The sequence below is a fragment of the Paenibacillus phoenicis genome (assembly GCF_034718895.1).
GTDB classification, from domain to species: domain Bacteria; phylum Bacillota; class Bacilli; order Paenibacillales; family Paenibacillaceae; genus Fontibacillus; species Fontibacillus phoenicis.
In genome coordinates this window covers 2,701,616-2,717,382 of the sequence record NZ_JAYERP010000001.1, presented here as the reverse complement: position 1 = coordinate 2,717,382, position 15,767 = coordinate 2,701,616, and the positions used below count along the sequence as shown (strand labels likewise).

The 15,767-nt window shown below is 53.9% G+C and carries 16 protein-coding genes; 13 read left to right on the top strand and 3 right to left on the bottom strand.

Annotation, left to right across the window (positions count from 1 at the left end; translation table 11 throughout):
• The first annotated feature begins 3 nt into the window (after window positions 1-3).
• The 7 genes from selD (at window position 4) to nagZ (ending at window position 8,078) form a co-directional block, all read left to right on the top strand.
• Entirely contained in the window at window positions 4-1,056 is a 1,053-nt protein-coding gene (gene selD / locus U9M73_RS12815) for a selenide, water dikinase SelD (protein WP_260070367.1), read from the top strand.
• Window positions 1,057-1,078: 22 nt separating this feature from the next.
• Window positions 1,079-2,116 (top strand): tRNA 2-selenouridine(34) synthase MnmH, encoded by a 1,038-nt coding sequence (mnmH, locus tag U9M73_RS12810; RefSeq protein ID WP_260070366.1) that lies wholly within the window; start codon window positions 1,079-1,081, stop codon window positions 2,114-2,116.
• A 136-nt stretch (window positions 2,117-2,252) separates the two neighbouring features.
• Window positions 2,253-4,652 carry an S-layer homology domain-containing protein gene (locus U9M73_RS12805; RefSeq protein ID WP_323077562.1) on the top strand — a complete coding sequence of 800 codons (2,400 nt, stop codon included), beginning with the start codon at window positions 2,253-2,255 and terminating at the stop codon, window positions 4,650-4,652.
• A gap of 380 nt (window positions 4,653-5,032) precedes the next feature.
• Entirely contained in the window at window positions 5,033-5,491 is a 459-nt protein-coding gene (locus U9M73_RS12800) for a DinB family protein (RefSeq protein ID WP_036645134.1), read from the top strand.
• A 63-nt stretch (window positions 5,492-5,554) separates the two neighbouring features.
• Complete coding sequence (locus U9M73_RS12795) at window positions 5,555-6,097, top strand: hypothetical protein (protein ID WP_009225067.1); 543 nt, start codon at window positions 5,555-5,557, stop codon at window positions 6,095-6,097.
• A gap of 37 nt (window positions 6,098-6,134) precedes the next feature.
• Window positions 6,135-6,719: an LOG family protein gene (locus U9M73_RS12790; protein WP_260070363.1), complete on the top strand. Its 585-nt coding sequence runs from the start codon at window positions 6,135-6,137 to the stop codon at window positions 6,717-6,719.
• A 36-nt stretch (window positions 6,720-6,755) separates the two neighbouring features.
• Window positions 6,756-8,078: a beta-N-acetylhexosaminidase gene (gene nagZ / locus U9M73_RS12785; RefSeq protein ID WP_323077557.1), complete on the top strand. Its 1,323-nt coding sequence runs from the start codon at window positions 6,756-6,758 to the stop codon at window positions 8,076-8,078.
• Here the strand turns inward: nagZ and U9M73_RS12780 are convergent.
• Complete coding sequence (locus U9M73_RS12780) at window positions 8,066-8,401, bottom strand: MGMT family protein (protein WP_009225070.1); 336 nt, start codon at window positions 8,399-8,401, stop codon at window positions 8,066-8,068. The genes nagZ and U9M73_RS12780 overlap by 13 nt on opposite strands.
• A gap of 178 nt (window positions 8,402-8,579) precedes the next feature.
• Here U9M73_RS12780 and U9M73_RS12775 point away from each other — a divergent pair, with 178 nt between their 5' ends.
• Window positions 8,580-9,323 (top strand): DUF1361 domain-containing protein, encoded by a 744-nt coding sequence (locus tag U9M73_RS12775; protein ID WP_323077555.1) that lies wholly within the window; start codon window positions 8,580-8,582, stop codon window positions 9,321-9,323.
• Between the two features lie 36 nt (window positions 9,324-9,359).
• Window positions 9,360-9,923, top strand: coding sequence for a GNAT family N-acetyltransferase (locus tag U9M73_RS12770; protein WP_009225072.1), 564 nt, complete (start codon window positions 9,360-9,362; stop codon window positions 9,921-9,923).
• Window positions 9,924-10,062: 139 nt separating this feature from the next.
• Here the strand turns inward: U9M73_RS12770 and U9M73_RS12765 are convergent, their stop codons facing one another.
• Window positions 10,063-10,872, bottom strand: coding sequence for a histidinol-phosphatase (locus U9M73_RS12765; protein WP_009225073.1), 810 nt, complete (start codon window positions 10,870-10,872; stop codon window positions 10,063-10,065).
• A gap of 63 nt (window positions 10,873-10,935) precedes the next feature.
• Window positions 10,936-11,838, bottom strand: coding sequence for a LysR family transcriptional regulator (locus tag U9M73_RS12760; RefSeq protein ID WP_323077553.1), 903 nt, complete (start codon window positions 11,836-11,838; stop codon window positions 10,936-10,938).
• Between the two features lie 271 nt (window positions 11,839-12,109).
• On the opposite strand from U9M73_RS12760, the gene U9M73_RS12755 reads away from it, so the two are divergent.
• The 4 genes from U9M73_RS12755 (at window position 12,110) to U9M73_RS12740 (ending at window position 15,767) form a co-directional block, all read left to right on the top strand.
• Window positions 12,110-12,568: a chemotaxis protein CheX gene (locus tag U9M73_RS12755; RefSeq protein WP_323077551.1), complete on the top strand. Its 459-nt coding sequence runs from the start codon at window positions 12,110-12,112 to the stop codon at window positions 12,566-12,568.
• Window positions 12,569-12,673: 105 nt separating this feature from the next.
• Entirely contained in the window at window positions 12,674-13,450 is a 777-nt protein-coding gene (locus U9M73_RS12750) for an SDR family NAD(P)-dependent oxidoreductase (RefSeq protein WP_323079127.1), read from the top strand.
• 122 nt (window positions 13,451-13,572) lie between these two features.
• Window positions 13,573-14,991: a DEAD/DEAH box helicase gene (locus tag U9M73_RS12745; protein ID WP_323077550.1), complete on the top strand. Its 1,419-nt coding sequence runs from the start codon at window positions 13,573-13,575 to the stop codon at window positions 14,989-14,991.
• A 23-nt stretch (window positions 14,992-15,014) separates the two neighbouring features.
• Window positions 15,015-15,767, top strand: a complete 753-nt coding sequence (locus U9M73_RS12740) for an ABC transporter ATP-binding protein (RefSeq protein ID WP_009225078.1) — start codon at window positions 15,015-15,017, stop codon at window positions 15,765-15,767.

Here is a 15,767-nt window from a genome sequence, read left to right as displayed (position 1 = left end):
GTCATGTCTACTGTTGAACCTATAAAATTAACATCCTTGTCCAGCAAAGGAGGCTGCGGCTGCAAAATCGGCCCGGCAGACCTCATGCAAGTGATTCGAAGCCTCCCGCCAACGGTGCCGAATCCAGATCTGCTGGTGGGGCTTGATACAAGTGATGATGCCGGGGTATATCGGTTAAGCGATGACCTCGCGCTGGTGCAAACGGTCGATTTCTTTACACCAATCGTTGACGATCCGTACGCGTTTGGCCAAATCGCCGCCGCAAATGCGCTCAGCGATATTTACGCGATGGGCGGCAAGCCGCTCACCGTGCTGAACATTGTAGCTTTTCCGATTTCCACTTTGGATAAAAGCATTCTGGCCGACATCCTGCGCGGCGCAGGAGACAAGGTGCAAGAAGCTGGAGCGACGCTGGTGGGCGGCCACTCCATCGACGACAAAGAGCCGAAATTTGGCTTGGCTGTGACCGGGTTGGTTCACCCGGATAAGGTCAGAACCAATGCTGGCGCCAAGCCGGGGGACAAGCTGATCTTAACGAAGCCGATCGGCGTTGGCATCATGACCACCTCGATCAAGAAGGATCAGCTCAGCGCAGAAGAGACGAAGCGGGTCACCGAAGTCATGTCGACCTTAAACAAAACGGCCGCTGAAGTCATGGAGCCGTATGATGTACACGCATGCACGGACGTGACCGGCTTTGGATTGATGGGACATACCCTGGAGATGGCCAAGGGCAGCGGAACCGGCATCACCATCTTCCAGAGCCGCGTGCCGGTGCTTCCACGCGTGCGGGAATTAGCGGAGCAAGGATTTGTCCCTGGCGGAACGAAGAACAATTTCGCGCATGTGGAAGCGAACATTACGTTCCCGGACTCGCTGGATCAGATCGGCCGATACATCCTGTGCGATGCGGTGACATCGGGAGGCTTGCTGATTTCTGTGAATCCGGATCAAAGCGAGCAGCTGTTGGATGAACTGCAGAAAGCCGGCGTTGAAGCGAGCCTGATCGGTGAGGTCACCGCAGAGAACGCGGGCCATATTGTGGTCGAAGCCTAGGAAGGGGTTTGCAGCATTGGATATGTTTCAGGATATAGGCTTGCAGGAATGGGCGGAGCAGCGAGAAAGCGGCAAAGCGATCACCATGATTGACGTTAGATCGCCCTCCGAGTTCGCCGAGTCCACGATTCCAGGCAGTTTGAATATCCCGCTGTTTGATGATCAGGAGCGGGCGGAAATTGGAACTTTATATAAGCAGGTGAGCGTAGACGCCGCCAAACAACGCGGGCTTGAGATCGTTTCAGCCAAGCTGCCCGACTTTGTCCGGAAGTTTGCGGAAATCCCGGGGCGTAAAGCGGTGTTCTGCTGGCGTGGTGGGATGCGAAGCCGAACGACGGCGACGCTGCTCAGTCTGATGGATATCCATACGTACCGGCTGGCCGGCGGATATCGCGCTTATCGCCAATGGGTTGTCAGCACGCTCGAGCAGATGGAGTTTGCTCCTGAACTCACCGTGATCCACGGGAATACGGGAAGCGGCAAAACCTTGCTGCTTCGCAAGCTTCAGGAACAAGGGTATCCCGTTATCGATCTGGAGAAGATGGCGGGTCATCGGGGCTCGGTGTTTGGGCAAATTGGGCTGCAGGCGCATAACCAGAAGATGTTCGACTCGCTGCTGTTGGATGATCTCCTGCGTTATCGGGAAGCGCCTTACGTGTTGATGGAGGCGGAAAGCAAACGAATCGGCAAGGTGGTTGTCCCTGAATTCCTCATGGAGAAGAAAGAGCAGGGGCGGCATATCCGGATCGATCTGCCAACGGACGTACGGGTGCAGATCATTTTGGAGGATTACGAGCCTTGGAACAATCCGGAGGGCTGTCTGCTAGCGTTCCGAAAAATCAAATCCAGAATCCATACGCCCATCGCTGCGGAAATCGAACAAAGCCTGCTTGCAGGCCGCTATGACCGCGCGGTTGAGCTTCTTCTAACTTACTACTATGATCCTCGGTATGCCCATACAGAAGGGCAATACGAGGGAGCGGAATTTACGGTGATTCGGGCCAACACGGTTGACGAAGCCGTCATGGAAGTTCAACGACTCTTACCGAAGTTGGTTTAACTCCGATTGACTTCTTAACAGCTCGCAGAGGTTCTGCGGGCTGTTATTTTGCTAAACCGTTTTAGGGATGGTAAATTCAGCCAATTGCATTTACAATGGAAAAGAAAATATGGGTAAATGTGGGAAGGTGAAACGGTTGAAGCAACAATTGAATCAAATCAGCAAAGCAGCACGGCAAAAGCCGCCTGTCAAATTGGCATTTCTTGGTTTGGTGGCGCTTTCAGTGGCCTTGCCGCAGCGGGCGGCGCTGGCAGAGGAGGCCACAGCCTCTACGTCAACAACGACGACGATCGTAAACACCGGGAACTTGGGAACCGATCCGTCCAAGCAAGGGGAGGCAGTTGCCGATTCGTCTCGTGCCAAAATTACGAAGGAGCAGGCTATCGCTAAGGTTCGGGAATTGTTTCCGATTTTGAAAGAGGCGACAGTGAACCAGGTCGAATACGGGATTATTAATGTGTACCCTGCACCAAGCTATCAGGATGTCTGGACCATTCATTGGCAAGTTGAAGTTGGCAATGGGAGTCACAGCTTTTCAAGCAGGGTGGATGCCATCACCGGGGATTTGATGAGCACCTATATTACCTTTCCGCGACAAGGCAATAAGGTCTATTATCCTCCGAAATTAACGAGAGAGCAGGCTTCGGAACAAGCGAATGCCTTTCTCGCCAAAGCTGCTCCATCGTTATCAGCCGATGAGGTGAAAGAAAGTGATTCTCTTTTTTACTTGGATTCGCAGGCTTTATTTGGTCCGGTACAGTATGATTTTTCTTTCGATGTTCTGAAGAATGGGCTGCCCTCCGGTTTTGAATCCATTCATATCACGGTAACCGGCGATGGAGAAGTCGTCTTTTTTAGCCGTTCTGAGGAGAGGTTGGAATATCCGTCCTCCGTTCCGACGGTTTCTAAAGCGGAAGCGGAGAAGAAGTTCCGAGACGAGTTCCAGGTTGAACTGGGGTATGTCCCGGTACGGAAGAACGGTGCCATTTCCGATTGGATCCTGGCTTGGCAGCCGGTTTCGGATGCTTCCCTGGCCATTAACGCCCAGACGGGACGCAAGATTAACAGTGAAGGTACAGAGCTGACCTCCACCACGGTTACAATTAGCGATGTTCCAGCCGGGACCAAGATATTTGAGCCGCGCACTTCTAAAGTGGAATTAACATCTGATGAAGCCGCGAAGTTGGTGGAACAAACGGTTTTTATTCCAGAAGGCCGGAAGCTTATATATCCGAGTATGAGCAGCGATTACAGGAATCCGGAGAGGAAGACATGGAGCTTAAGATGGGAAGAGGAGCGCCAGAACCTGACGGGACCGATGTATTTCCCGGCCCAGACGTACGCCACGGTCGATGCCTTGAGCGGACAAATTCTCGGGTTCCAGATTGAAGCGTTTAATTATGGCGAGCCGCGTGAACCGTTGGCGCCTCCGCCTGGAGCAGCGAAACTGAATTATGAGCAAGCGAAGCAGCGCGCCTTGGAATGGGTGAACCAGTTATATCCGCAAGCGAGCCGGAACCTAAAACTGATTGAACGCGGGGAATCTTGGAGTCGCCTCTCGAATGGAGAGCAATTCCGCTTCGAATTGACCCGTTACGTTAATGACCTTCCGGTGCTCGGTGGAGGGGTTTTTATTACGGTCGATGCGTATGGTCGGTTGTTCTTCTATTCTGTGAACCACGAGCAAATTCCGGAGGATCTGCCGGACAGCCAAACAGCAACCGTAACAGCGGAGCAAGCACTCCAATCGTACCTGGACAACTTTAAATTAGAATTGCAGTATAACCAGATCGGCGGGTATATGATTGATAATACCTACGTGGATCCAAAGGTATACCTCGTTTACTCACCGCAATTCAAGGATCCAGGAACGTCTTTTCAAGTGCTGAATGCCGTGACGGGCAAGTGGGTGACGACGTATGAGGGCATCCGCATGGAACCAACGCGGGGTGACATCGAGCCCAAAGATGTGAAGGGCCACTGGGCAGAGGCAGATTTGAAGACCCTGGTTCAATACCGCATTCTAGAAACGGATGAGCAAGGGAACCTGAATCCCAATGAGACGATCACGGTGGGGGACTGGCTGACCTATGCCGTGAAGGCGGCGAATCCTTATTATACAAGCTACGTGCTGGCATCCCCGTCTGCCGCGTCCGCAGAGGTCTCGATGGACGACAAGTATTCCCAGGCGGTGAAGTACGCTGCCGATTTGGGGTGGATCGATCCGGCCGAGCCGTTACAACTGGATCAGAAGCTGACCCGAGAGCAGCTGGCCGTCTTGCTTACCTCGATGGTCAAATACGATCGCTTGGCGGCGAATTTCTTCGGCAAAGACGCATTCATCAACCAGTTCAGCGATGCCAAGCAAATCACTCGCCCCGGCGAGGTCACCATAGCGGTTCGACTCGGATTGCTGCAAGGCCAGAACGGCAAATTCAACCCGCAGCGCCAAGTCACCAAAGCCGAAGCCGCTTCTATCCTGATGAGATTGGTGAAGCTCCAAGGTCATACCGATCAGCCGATTGCCTCGCAGTAAGCCCCAGGATAGAGTGTTGACTCTCCCCTTTGAGGAGGCATTACGCTCCGGGATTGCCCACAATGATGAGAAAGTTCAACAGCTCATCGAAAGACATCTGGATTTTATGAAAAAATATGGTCAGAAGGACAACAAACCGGGCTGGCGTATTACTTGCTGGCGGCGGCTGAAGCTTATGCGGCTACCGCGCCGGATGCTAACGACAGTGACCAGTAATACTCATGAGCCCAATACCCCAAAGGCTCCCGCGACATGAGGTCCGGGGGCCTTTTACATTCCGCGTGCTGAATTGAGCCAGATACTTATGGTAAAATCAGGTTACTGCTGAGAAGAGTGGAGTTACGTCTAAGGTACCTTTACCAGGGAAAGGAGTTAGGTTGATGTTAAAGTGGTTTCAATATAATTGGCAAGTCCGGGACGAATGGTTTCACTGGTGTGAGAATGTCCCTGAAGAAGAGCTGCTGCGCAAGCGGGTCGGCGGTGTGGGGAGTATTTTACAGACCTTATTTCATATCGTTGATGTTGAATGGAGCTGGATCCGCACCATCGAAGGGAAACCGGATTTTCAGGAGGACTTCAAATCGTTTATGTCTTTAGAATTGGTGAAGAAGCTGTCGGATTCCTTTCATACGGAAGTCGAGGCGTTTCTTCAGACTTGGACCCCCGAGATGGACGGAATACTTGTGACCGATTCATGGGGAAGAGAGTTTACGCAAGGCGAAATCCTCCGTCATGTGATTGCCCACGAGATTCATCATATCGGTCAGCTGTCAGTGTGGTCACGGGAGTTGGGGCGGGTGCCGGTGTCACCAAATTTTATTGACCGGGGACTTCGTTAGCTTTTGATAAAAAAAAGGGTAACCTATCCATATCTCCCAAATTACGACCGAGGAGGAAACGTCTTGAGACAGAATATTCAGGTGCCCTTTGGTTATGAGCCTCCGGCCCCGAGCCGGAAAGGGACGTTAATCTTCTACGATTCCTTTGAGTTGATTTCGGACGAAGAGCTGCTGCGGGCCGCGGAAGAGGCGGAGACCCGCAAGTTTGCGAAGCTGGTCCTTTATCCGCTCCATGAAGAAACGATGAGACGGATGTCGAAAGAACCGGTGAGTCCTTTCTATCGAAGGGAGGACCGGTTGCATGCGTGGAGACGGGAGCAGAAGGGAGCAGGGCCGGCGCTCCTTGTGGAAGGCTGGGAAGGCAAGCGGAAAAAGTATACGCCCTTCGACACAGCCCTTCGTCATCTAACGGAGGCTTATCCGGCCCCCCACTTCCTGTATCTGACACCGGAGCTGGCAAACCAGTTTGCTTCCTTCTCCTCCTTTGAGGAGTGGATCGTCAAGATCCGGCTTCTGCTTGCGGCCGAGCCGAGCCATCTGCATCCGCGGCTGAAGAAGTTCAGCCATCGTTGGGATCTGGCCGGCGCACGGTTAGATTTCGCTTGAACACGTGTTGTCTATTTATTTTGCAGGAGGGAAGAGGATGAAATCGATTTGCGTATTTGCCGGCTCGCGATTTGGTGAAGACGAGCAATACCGCGTCAAGGCGGAACAGCTGGGAAAAGTCATGGCACAGCGGGGATACCGCTTAATTTATGGAGGCTCTAGGCACGGGCTGATGGGCGCCGTAGCGAATGCGATATTGGAGGCCGGCGGCGAAGCGATTGGCATCATGCCTTCCGGTTTGATTCACGGAGAAATGGCGCATCCGGGGTTGACGCAGTTTATCGAAGTCGAGGGTATGCATGCCCGGAAAGCAAAGATGAGCGAGCTGGCAGACGGGTTCATCGCTCTTCCCGGTGGATTTGGCACGTTGGAGGAGCTGTTTGAGGTGTTATGCTGGCTGCAAATCGGCATCCACCAGAAGCCGGTTGGCGTTCTTAATGTGCAGGGCTATTTCGAGCCGCTGATGGAATTGGTGAATTCCTGCATCCGGGCCGGCTTTGTCCATCCTGGGCATGAAGCCTTGATCAATCTAGCCGAGGAACCGGGCGAGCTGCTGTCGCGGATGGAGAACTTTGTACCGGTTATTGCGGAGAAGAAATGGAAGCAGGGGCGAACCCTGTGAAATATAGGCATTCAAAAAAGAGACGGAGGCGATAGAATGGACAGAATCAACACATCGCATCGGAGCAGAAGCCTCTGGATGATCACTTGCTTGCTGCTGCTCGTGATCCTCGTAGTCGGGGGATGTTCGGGGGCAGCACGCAATCCTTCGTCTTCTGTTGGAGAAGGAAACGGAGGTTCCACCTCCAACGGGACGGAAACGAACCAAGGAGAGACGTCCCCTTCAACCCCCGAAGCGCCGGAAACCTCGGAGAAACCGGCCGATCCTGCCGCCAAACTGCTGGATGAGCTCAGCACCGAGGAGAAAATCGGCCAGCTTGTTCTGGTGGGCATGGATGGAACTGAGCCAAACGACGTGACTCGCCAGCTCATCGAGGAGTATCACGTTGGGGGCTTTATTTTCTATAAAGACAACATCCAGGACACCAAGCAGGCGCTTACCTTATTTAACGGCTTGAAGACCGCCAACCAGAACAAGGCGGTACCGCTGTTTCTGAGCGTTGACGAAGAAGGCGGGCGGGTCAGCCGCATGCCTGGGGAACTCACGAAGCTGCCTGCCGCTCGCAAAATCGGCAATACCGTCAGCGAGGAATTGGCCGGGCAAATTGGCGGAATCATCGGGCAAGAGCTGGCCGGCTTCGGACTGAATCTGGACTTCGCCCCGGTGCTTGACGTCAACAGCAATCCGGATAATCCGGTGATTGGGGATCGGGCATTTGGCACGAAGCCGGAAATCGTTAGCCGCATGGGCATTGCCGTGATGAAGGGAATCCGGGAGCAAGGCGTAATTCCGGTCGTTAAGCATTTTCCGGGACATGGCGATACTTCGGTGGATTCGCATCTGGGGCTGCCGGTTGTGGAGCATGATTTGGACCGGCTGCGGAAGCTGGAGCTGGTGCCCTTTAAGCAGGCGATTCAAGAGGGGGCCGACGTCGTCATGATCGCTCACCTGTTGATGCCGAAGCTGGACCCCGAGCATCCGGCTTCCTTCTCTAAGGCGGTCATTCATGACTTGCTGCGGGAGGAGCTGGGATACGAGGGGACGATCATTTCTGATGATATGACGATGGGCGCCATCGTGGAGCATTACGATATCCGTGACGCGGCCGTGCAGTTCATTCAGGCCGGCGGGAACATCGTGCTGGTGGGCCATGACGAAGAGAAGGAGAAGCAGGTGATCCAGGCGCTGCGCGATGCCGTCAGCTCCGGCACCATTTCAGCGGAAACGCTGGATGAACGGGTGTATAACGTGTTGAAGCTGAAGCAGAAATATAAACTCACTAACGACCCTGCGCAAGGGCCGAATACGAAGCAGTTAAATCAGGATATCAGCGATATCCTTAAGCCTTACGGGCTCTGATCCTTGGGACTGTCCGGGCGGTACTGGTGCTGGTAACGATCCAGATCAATCCGTCCGCCTGGCAGCACTTCGACGCCTTCCGCTTCCAGGTTCCATGTCTGCTCTTGGAAGGCGGCTTCTTCTTGCAATGCGATTTGCCCCTTCCCGTTTACAACCCGGTGCCACGGCAATCCGTATTTACCGCTCATGCTATGCAGGATGCGGACGACCTGCCTGGCGGCGCGGGGACTTCCTGCTGCGGCAGCGATCTGGCCGTAGGTCATCACCTTGCCTGGCGGGATGGAGGAGATGATTTCAATCGTTCGTGCGGTAAACGGCTGCATGATGAAAACTCCTTATTTTTAAATGAAGATTGTCTATACCGTTATATACCACGCCGCAATAACAAGTTCCAGCCTCAAAATCATCCGCCCCAGCCCGGAGCAGAGGAGGAACGCTGCCACGGTAACGATCCGCCGGCTCCAAACGTATATAGGTCAAAGGCAGACGGGAGGGATGGGTTTGCAACGCTGGAGGATGCTGGGGTATCCGGAGAAATGGATTTTATATGTTGTTTTATTCATTTTCACGGTGATCGGGATGAAATATGTAATCGGCACGCGGTTGCCGGATGGCGGACGGCCGCCTTATTTGTTCCTGATCTGGAACGTGTTTTTGGCTTGGATTCCGCTCGGGCTGGCGGTTCTGCTCGACATGATCCACTTGATCCCATCGCGGACGGCCAAGGTTGCATTAAGCGTTCCGGTTGGGCTGTTATGGCTGTTTTTCTATCCAAATGCCGCGTATCTCATCACCGATTTGCTTCACCCGTTTAACCGTTACCCGATTGCGGCGGGCATCCGGTTCTGGGAAGAGCTTTCGTTCTGGGATCACCTCTTTACGTTGTTGTTTGCTGCGTTGCTGGGATTGGCGCTGGCGACGGTATCCCTGGCATCGGTGCATCACCTGGTGCGGCGAGCGGGAGGCGGCTTGGCAGGCTGGGCGTTTGCTGTTCTCGTGCTGCTGCTTAGCAGCTTCGGCATTTATCTCGGCCGCTTTATCCGCTGGAACAGCTGGGACTTGCTCAGGCATCCGGGATATGTGCTCCGAGAAACGGCGGATTATTTTACCGATGCCGCGAACGTGGCGCATATGGTGGGGTTTTGCAAATGGATCTTTTTGATTACCTTCTTCTGTTATGTGGTGCATTACGGGGTGGCAAGAATTTATCGCGCCTCGGAACAGATGCAAGGGGATAAGGTGTGACAGGATTTTAGAAGCGAGATCCGGGGGGGATGGGACATGACGGAAATGAAAGAGCAGCTGCGGCGGCAGTTTCCAGTCCTGGAAAGTGAGCGGCTGGTGCTGCGGCGGCTGCTTCCGGAGGATGCGGAGGCGATGTTTCGCTGCATGTCCGATCCGGCGGTGCGCGCCTTTACCGAACTCAATCCGGGCAAGCTGCTATTTCCCGGCCGGCTATACCGCTATTTCGAGGAATCCTACCGTGTATTGCGGGATCTTCACTTTGCTGTGATTCGTAAAGCGGAAGGAGATTGGATTGGTTTATGCTCGCTGCAGCATTGGGACGTTGAGGGACAAACTGCGCGACTCGGCTATCTGATCTCCCCGGCGCATTGGAACCAGGGCTATGCAACGGAAGCGGCAGCGAGTGTGCTGGATTTCGCTTTTGAGACACTTGGGCTCGGCTGCGTCGAAGCACGCTGCAGCCCGGACAATCCGGCATCGGAGCGCGTCCTTCGGAAATGCGGTCTGCGGGAAGCCGGAAGGCTCTCCCCGGCGGGGCGAAGAGGCCGAAGATTGGCGCTCAAACGATATATCATCGAAGGGAAGTCCTTTGAAACATAAGTGATCGTTTTTGTTACACAAATGAAATATAGCTGTGATCAAACCCTAATAGAAAGGGGGTACACTTATTACATGACCCCCTTTTGAATATATATCTCTCTTAGAACCCGAAGGACGTGATCGGGTTCTCTTTTTTTGTCTACAGAGGAACGGTGACTTTCTGTTTATTTTTGAAATAGACCCATTCCTGAAATCCGATTTCCTTCAAGCGTTGGGCGACTTCCTCCCACTCATCCCCGACCCGTGACGGCGTGTGGGCGTCGGAGCCAAAGGTGACGGAAACGCCGAAATGAAGGGCCCGCTCGAGAATGGAATCATCAGGATACCATCCGCCGCTCAGCTTGGTTTTCCCGGAGGTGTTGATTTCGATGGCCACCCCGTGCTCTGCGATCGTTTTTAAAGTATCGTCAATCGCTTGTGCGGCGGGAATGTCCGTAAATGCCGGGTAGTTGCCCTTCATCGCGTCGATGTGTCCCAAAATTTGAAACATCCCGCTGCGCGCCGATTGGCGGATCAAATCGTAATAGGCCTCTTTGCTGGCCACTTTTTCCTCTTGGCTCAGGCCCTTCCAACGATTTTTGTTGAAGATGCTGACCTCTCCAACGCTGTGAACCGATCCGATAATGTAATCAAAAGGATACTGGTTCAGCATATTCCGATAAGCGCCCAAATGTTCCGGGAAGAAATCCGATTCAATCCCCAGTAGAACATCGATTCGGCCAGCGTATTCCTGCTTTAACTTCAGCACTTCCTCAACATATCCGGCAAAAGCTTGTTTGCCCATGGCGATCCGGGGAAAAGGCTGGTCCTCATCATGGCCGAAGTATGGCGTATGATCGCTGATCCCGATTACCGATAATCCGGCAGCCAGGCCGGCTTCGATGTAATCCCGGATGTTCCCGTCCGCATGGCCGCAGCGGAAATGATGGGTGTGAAGGTCAAACTTCATGGGAGACGGCTCCTTTCTGTTGGCGTTGAGGTGTTGTGCTTATCTGCACGTGCGTATCCTGGTTTATTCAGAACTGATAAAATGGGTTTCCGGCATGCCCTTCAGGTCACCCAGAAACTGCTGCATCGCCGAGTTGATGTATCGGCTGGATTTGTAAATGACGCCCACCGGGTGAGTGACTTCAAGCTCAGGGATCGGCACAACCTTTAGCGTGCCTTGTTTCAACTCGCGTAATATCGATTGCCGTGAAATGATCGCCGCGCCCAGATTGATCTCCACCATCCGTTTGACTTCTTCACTGCTGGACAGTTCCATCACGATGTGCGGTTCGATGTCGTGTTGCCGGAAGACCTCGTCGATAAACCGGCGTCCGACCGTATCGGGAGACAGCATGATCATAGGGATGCCGCGCAGCGATTCCAGAGTGGGAGATGGGTTGCTCGCCAAGGGGTGCAGCGGCGAGACGACGAATTCGAAAGTATCATAATACAGCACCGACGAGAGAACTTGCGGGTTGTTTTCGATCAAATACCCGATGCCGATGTCGACAAGACCCTGCTCCACGTTCTGATAGATCTGGCTGGAGGGCATGGATTGAATGGTGGTTTTGATCAGCGGAAACTGGTCTTGGAAATACGATAAGATCCGCGGCAGAATTTGAATTGCGATCGACGTGGTTGTCCCTAACACGATATGTCCTTGCGGGGTATGCTCCATATCGGACAGCTTCTGCTTGAGTTCTTCAACGATGTCCAGAATGCGTTCCGCCTGCTCAAGGAAAACTTGCCCCCGGTCCGTCAGGGTAACCGGTTGGTTGCGGTCAACCAATACGGTATTAAACTCATCCTCCAGGCTTTTGATTTGAGCCGAGACTGCGGGCTGGGTCAGGTTGAGCAATTCACCAGCCTTTCGGAAGCTTTTTGTTTTGGAGATCGTAATCAGCGTCTCCAACTGACTAATATTCACCAGAAGGCCTCCTTTCTTTCCCGTTCCTTGGGAAATGCGCCGGATGCGGCGCCTTCCTCCATGATTAATTCATTATAGGGGAATTTCGTTGGCTAAATCAATGACACGCCATTCGGCTTCATTCGACAAGATCATCCTTTAGAAGTACTTTTGTCCCCGTCATTCGATTTTTAATGACTTGTGCCTAGGAATAAAGTATAATAAGTTTTAACTAAATGCCGGGTCTATTGAATCGTAAAGTTATTCTTCTAGTGAAAAGGGGCGCATCCTTTTGAAAGCAGAAGTCATAAATCCTTTTCTTGAATCCGCACGTTCGGTTATTCAACAGGTTGTTCAAGTTTCGCCTTCCACCGGGAGTATGGGGGTTAAAGAAGTAATTCCTGTGCAGGATCATATATGGATTCAAATCGGAATGACGGGCCATTTCAGCGGCATGGTGGTGTTCGGTTTGCAAGAGGCCGTGGCGCTGCGCATCGTTTCGGCGATGATGGGCGGATTCGTCCTGACGGAAATGGATGAGATGGGACAAAGCGCGATCTCCGAGCTCGGCAACATGATCAGCGGGAATGCCAGCACCATTTTGTCCAATCAGGGAATTGTTGTGGACATTACGCCTCCGCAGGTCCTTAAGATGGAGCACGCGGCAGGGATTGGGCCCCGCAAGGCGCTTTGCATCCCACTGCTGATGGACGGCATCGGCGAACTGGACATTCAAGTGATGATCTCTTAAGATTAGGTACAGCAGAAAGTCATGGTTAAATCACTTTCTTGATGCGGCTTCGTGAACGGAAGATGACTTTTTGAACTACCTCTTGAAGGGAAGTTACAGGTGAGTATGTCGTTAGAGGGCAAAATCGTTGTCGTCACCGGCGCATCCAGCGGGATTGGCGCCTTGGCGGCGCAGAGGTTGTCTGAGCGCGGCGCTGTGGTCGTTCTGGCTGCCCGGAATGCGGAGAAGCTGAACCGGGTTGCGGCGAGTCTGGCCGGACCTTATCGGGTACTGGAGATGGACGTTGGCAGCGACGCTTCCGTGAAGGAAGGATTCGACCAGGTTCTGACGGAGTTTGGACGGGTGGATGTCCTGTTAAACAATGCAGGTTACGGCAAGTTCGAATCCTTGGACCAAATGCCGATTTCCGAATTTGCGGAGATGATGAACGTCAATTACATAGGTATGGTTCGGTGCACGAAGGCGGTTCTTCCCTCGATGAAGGCTGCCCGTTCCGGACGGATCGTTAATGTCGCTTCGATGGCCGGCAAAATCGGCACGGCCAAGTCTGCGGCCTACACCGCGACGAAGCATGCGGTTATTGGCTTTAGCAGCGCATTGCGTCAAGAGGTCCGGGAGTACGGCATTACGGTGTCGACGATTAATCCGGGACCGATTGATACGCCTTTTTTTGACATTGCGGATCCAAGCGGCGGTTATGTCAAGAACGTGCGTTGGATGATGCTCAATCCGGAGCGCGTGGCCAAAGCGATGGTAAAGGCGGCAGAGAAAGGCACGATGGAGATCAACCTGCCTTGGATCGCCGGCGCAGGAGCGAAGTGGTACCAGATGTTCCCGCGATTGGCGGACCGGTTAAGCTATCGAATGATGAATAAGAAATAGCCTGCCTGTGAAGGCAGGCTATTTGCGTCGGTGTGGATTTGTTGTGACTTAGGCTTATCGCATATAATGAAAATATTGGCATAGGACATCAAGTACTTTGAAAATAAAGGATGAATGGCGAAATGACGAATATTACATTTGCCGGGCTGGGAATTGGTGAACAGTTGACCGCAGCCTTGCTGGACTACGGAATATCGGAGCCGTCACCGGTTCAGGCGGAGTGTATCCCTGCGGCGCTGGAAGGCCGGGATATCCTTGCGCAGTCGCAGACGGGGACGGGGAAAACGCTGGCTTACCTGCTGCCATTGCTGCAACGGATTAACCCTGGGGAGAAGACGTTACAGGGGTTAATTTTGGCACCAACCCAGGAGCTGGCGATGCAAATTTTGCGGGAGGCGGAGAAGTACGGAGAACCGCTGGGGATCAGAAGTCAGGCGTTGATCGGCGGCGCAGCGATCAAGCGCCAGCTGGAGAAGCTGAAGCTGCATCCCCAACTTGTCGTGGGCACGCCGGGACGCATCCGCGAAATTTTGGCGCTCCGCAAGCTAAAGCTGCATACGCTGCTCACCGTTGTTGTGGACGAGGTGGATCAAATGTTCCAGCTCGGCGGCACGGCAGACGTGGAGCATATTCTGCGCGGGACGTTGCGGGACCGCCAGCTGATGTTCCTGTCGGCGACGATTAACCCGGATATTCGGGCATTGGCGGCGAAAGAGATGAAGGAGCCGCTTGAAATCGGGATCGAACCGGAGCAGCGGACGTCCAAAACGGTGGAGCATCTTTACTTCGTATCCGAAGCGCGGGACAAAATCGATATGCTGCGGCGGATCGTACGCCACTTCGAACCGGAGCGGACGATTGTTTTTATCAACAATACGGATCAGATCGCCGAAGTTGAGGCGAAGATGAATTATTTTGGTCTCAGCGCCGGAGCTTTATATGGAGATGCGGACAAAACGGCGCGCAGCTTGACGCTGCAGCGATTCCGCGAGGGGAAAATCCGCGTGCTGGTGGCGAGCGACGTTGCTGCCCGAGGACTGGACATTGAGAATTTGGCCCTGGTCGTTAACCTCGATCCGCCCATTGATTCCGAGCATTACGTTCACCGGGTCGGCCGAACTGGCCGTATGGGCCGGAAAGGGCTGGCCGTATCGATCGTTACGCCGCAGGAAGAGTTCATCATGCGTAAATTCGCTCGAGAACTGGGCATTGAGATTGAGCCCAAGGCGTTATATAGCGGGAAGCTGGTGGATGCCGGCGAGGCGGGTTCGGGCAAGCGAACTCGTTCCTCCGTTCGCGGCAAGGCCGGCGCAGACGCGGCTCCTCGCCGCGCAGGCTCATCGGGGACCGCAGGCCGTACAGCAGGGGAAGGCGGCAGCGGGCGAACACACCCGTCCGCGCAGATTTCCGGCCGGCCGGCTTCCGGTCACGGAGGACCGCGGAAGGCATCGCCAACCGCGGAGCGGAAGAAGGAGCGTCTTTCGGATCGGAAGAATAAAGGCGCTCCGAAGTGGTTGAAAAATAAGCCGCCGCGCAGTTAGGCGGATCGTGGGAGGCGTTAGGTTTGAGTGGAAGTGAACTGCCCGTATTGCAGGTCGACGAGCTGAGCGGCGGCTACAGTTTGGGAAGGCCTGTACTTCACGAGATTAGCTTCGAGGTGAAGCCGGGGGAAATGATTGGGCTGATCGGGTTAAACGGAGCCGGTAAGAGCACGACCATGAAGCATATTCTGGGGCTGATGACGCCGCATCGGGGAGAGATTCGCATCTCCGGCAACACGCGGGACGAAGCGCCGGAAACGTACCAATCACAGTTGGCCTTCGTTCCGGAGTCGCCGTTGCTCTATGAGGAATTGACAGTACGGGAGCATTTGGAGTTTGCGGCCCGGGCTTACGGCGTGGAGCCGGCGGCTTACCGGGAGCGGGCGGACCATCTGCTGAAGCTGTTCCATATGGAAGAGAAGGCGGACAGCCTGTCAGCCCATCTCTCCAAAGGGATGAAGCAGAAGGTGATGATCATGTGTGCGTTCGTCGCCCGGCCGCCGCTGTATATTATCGATGAACCGTTTCTGGGATTGGACCCGCTGGGCATCCGGTCATTGCTTGATTTCATGTTGGAAATGAAACAAGGCGGAGCCTCGATTCTATTAAGCTCGCATATTCTATCAACGATTGAAAATTACTGCGACCGCTTTATCGTTCTGCACCGGGGGAGAGTGCTGGCCCAAGGGACGCTGGCTGACATCGGGGAGCAGGCGCAAGCCTCGGGAGCTTCGCTGGAGCAAATTTTCTACGCCTTAGTGAAGGACGGCGAATAG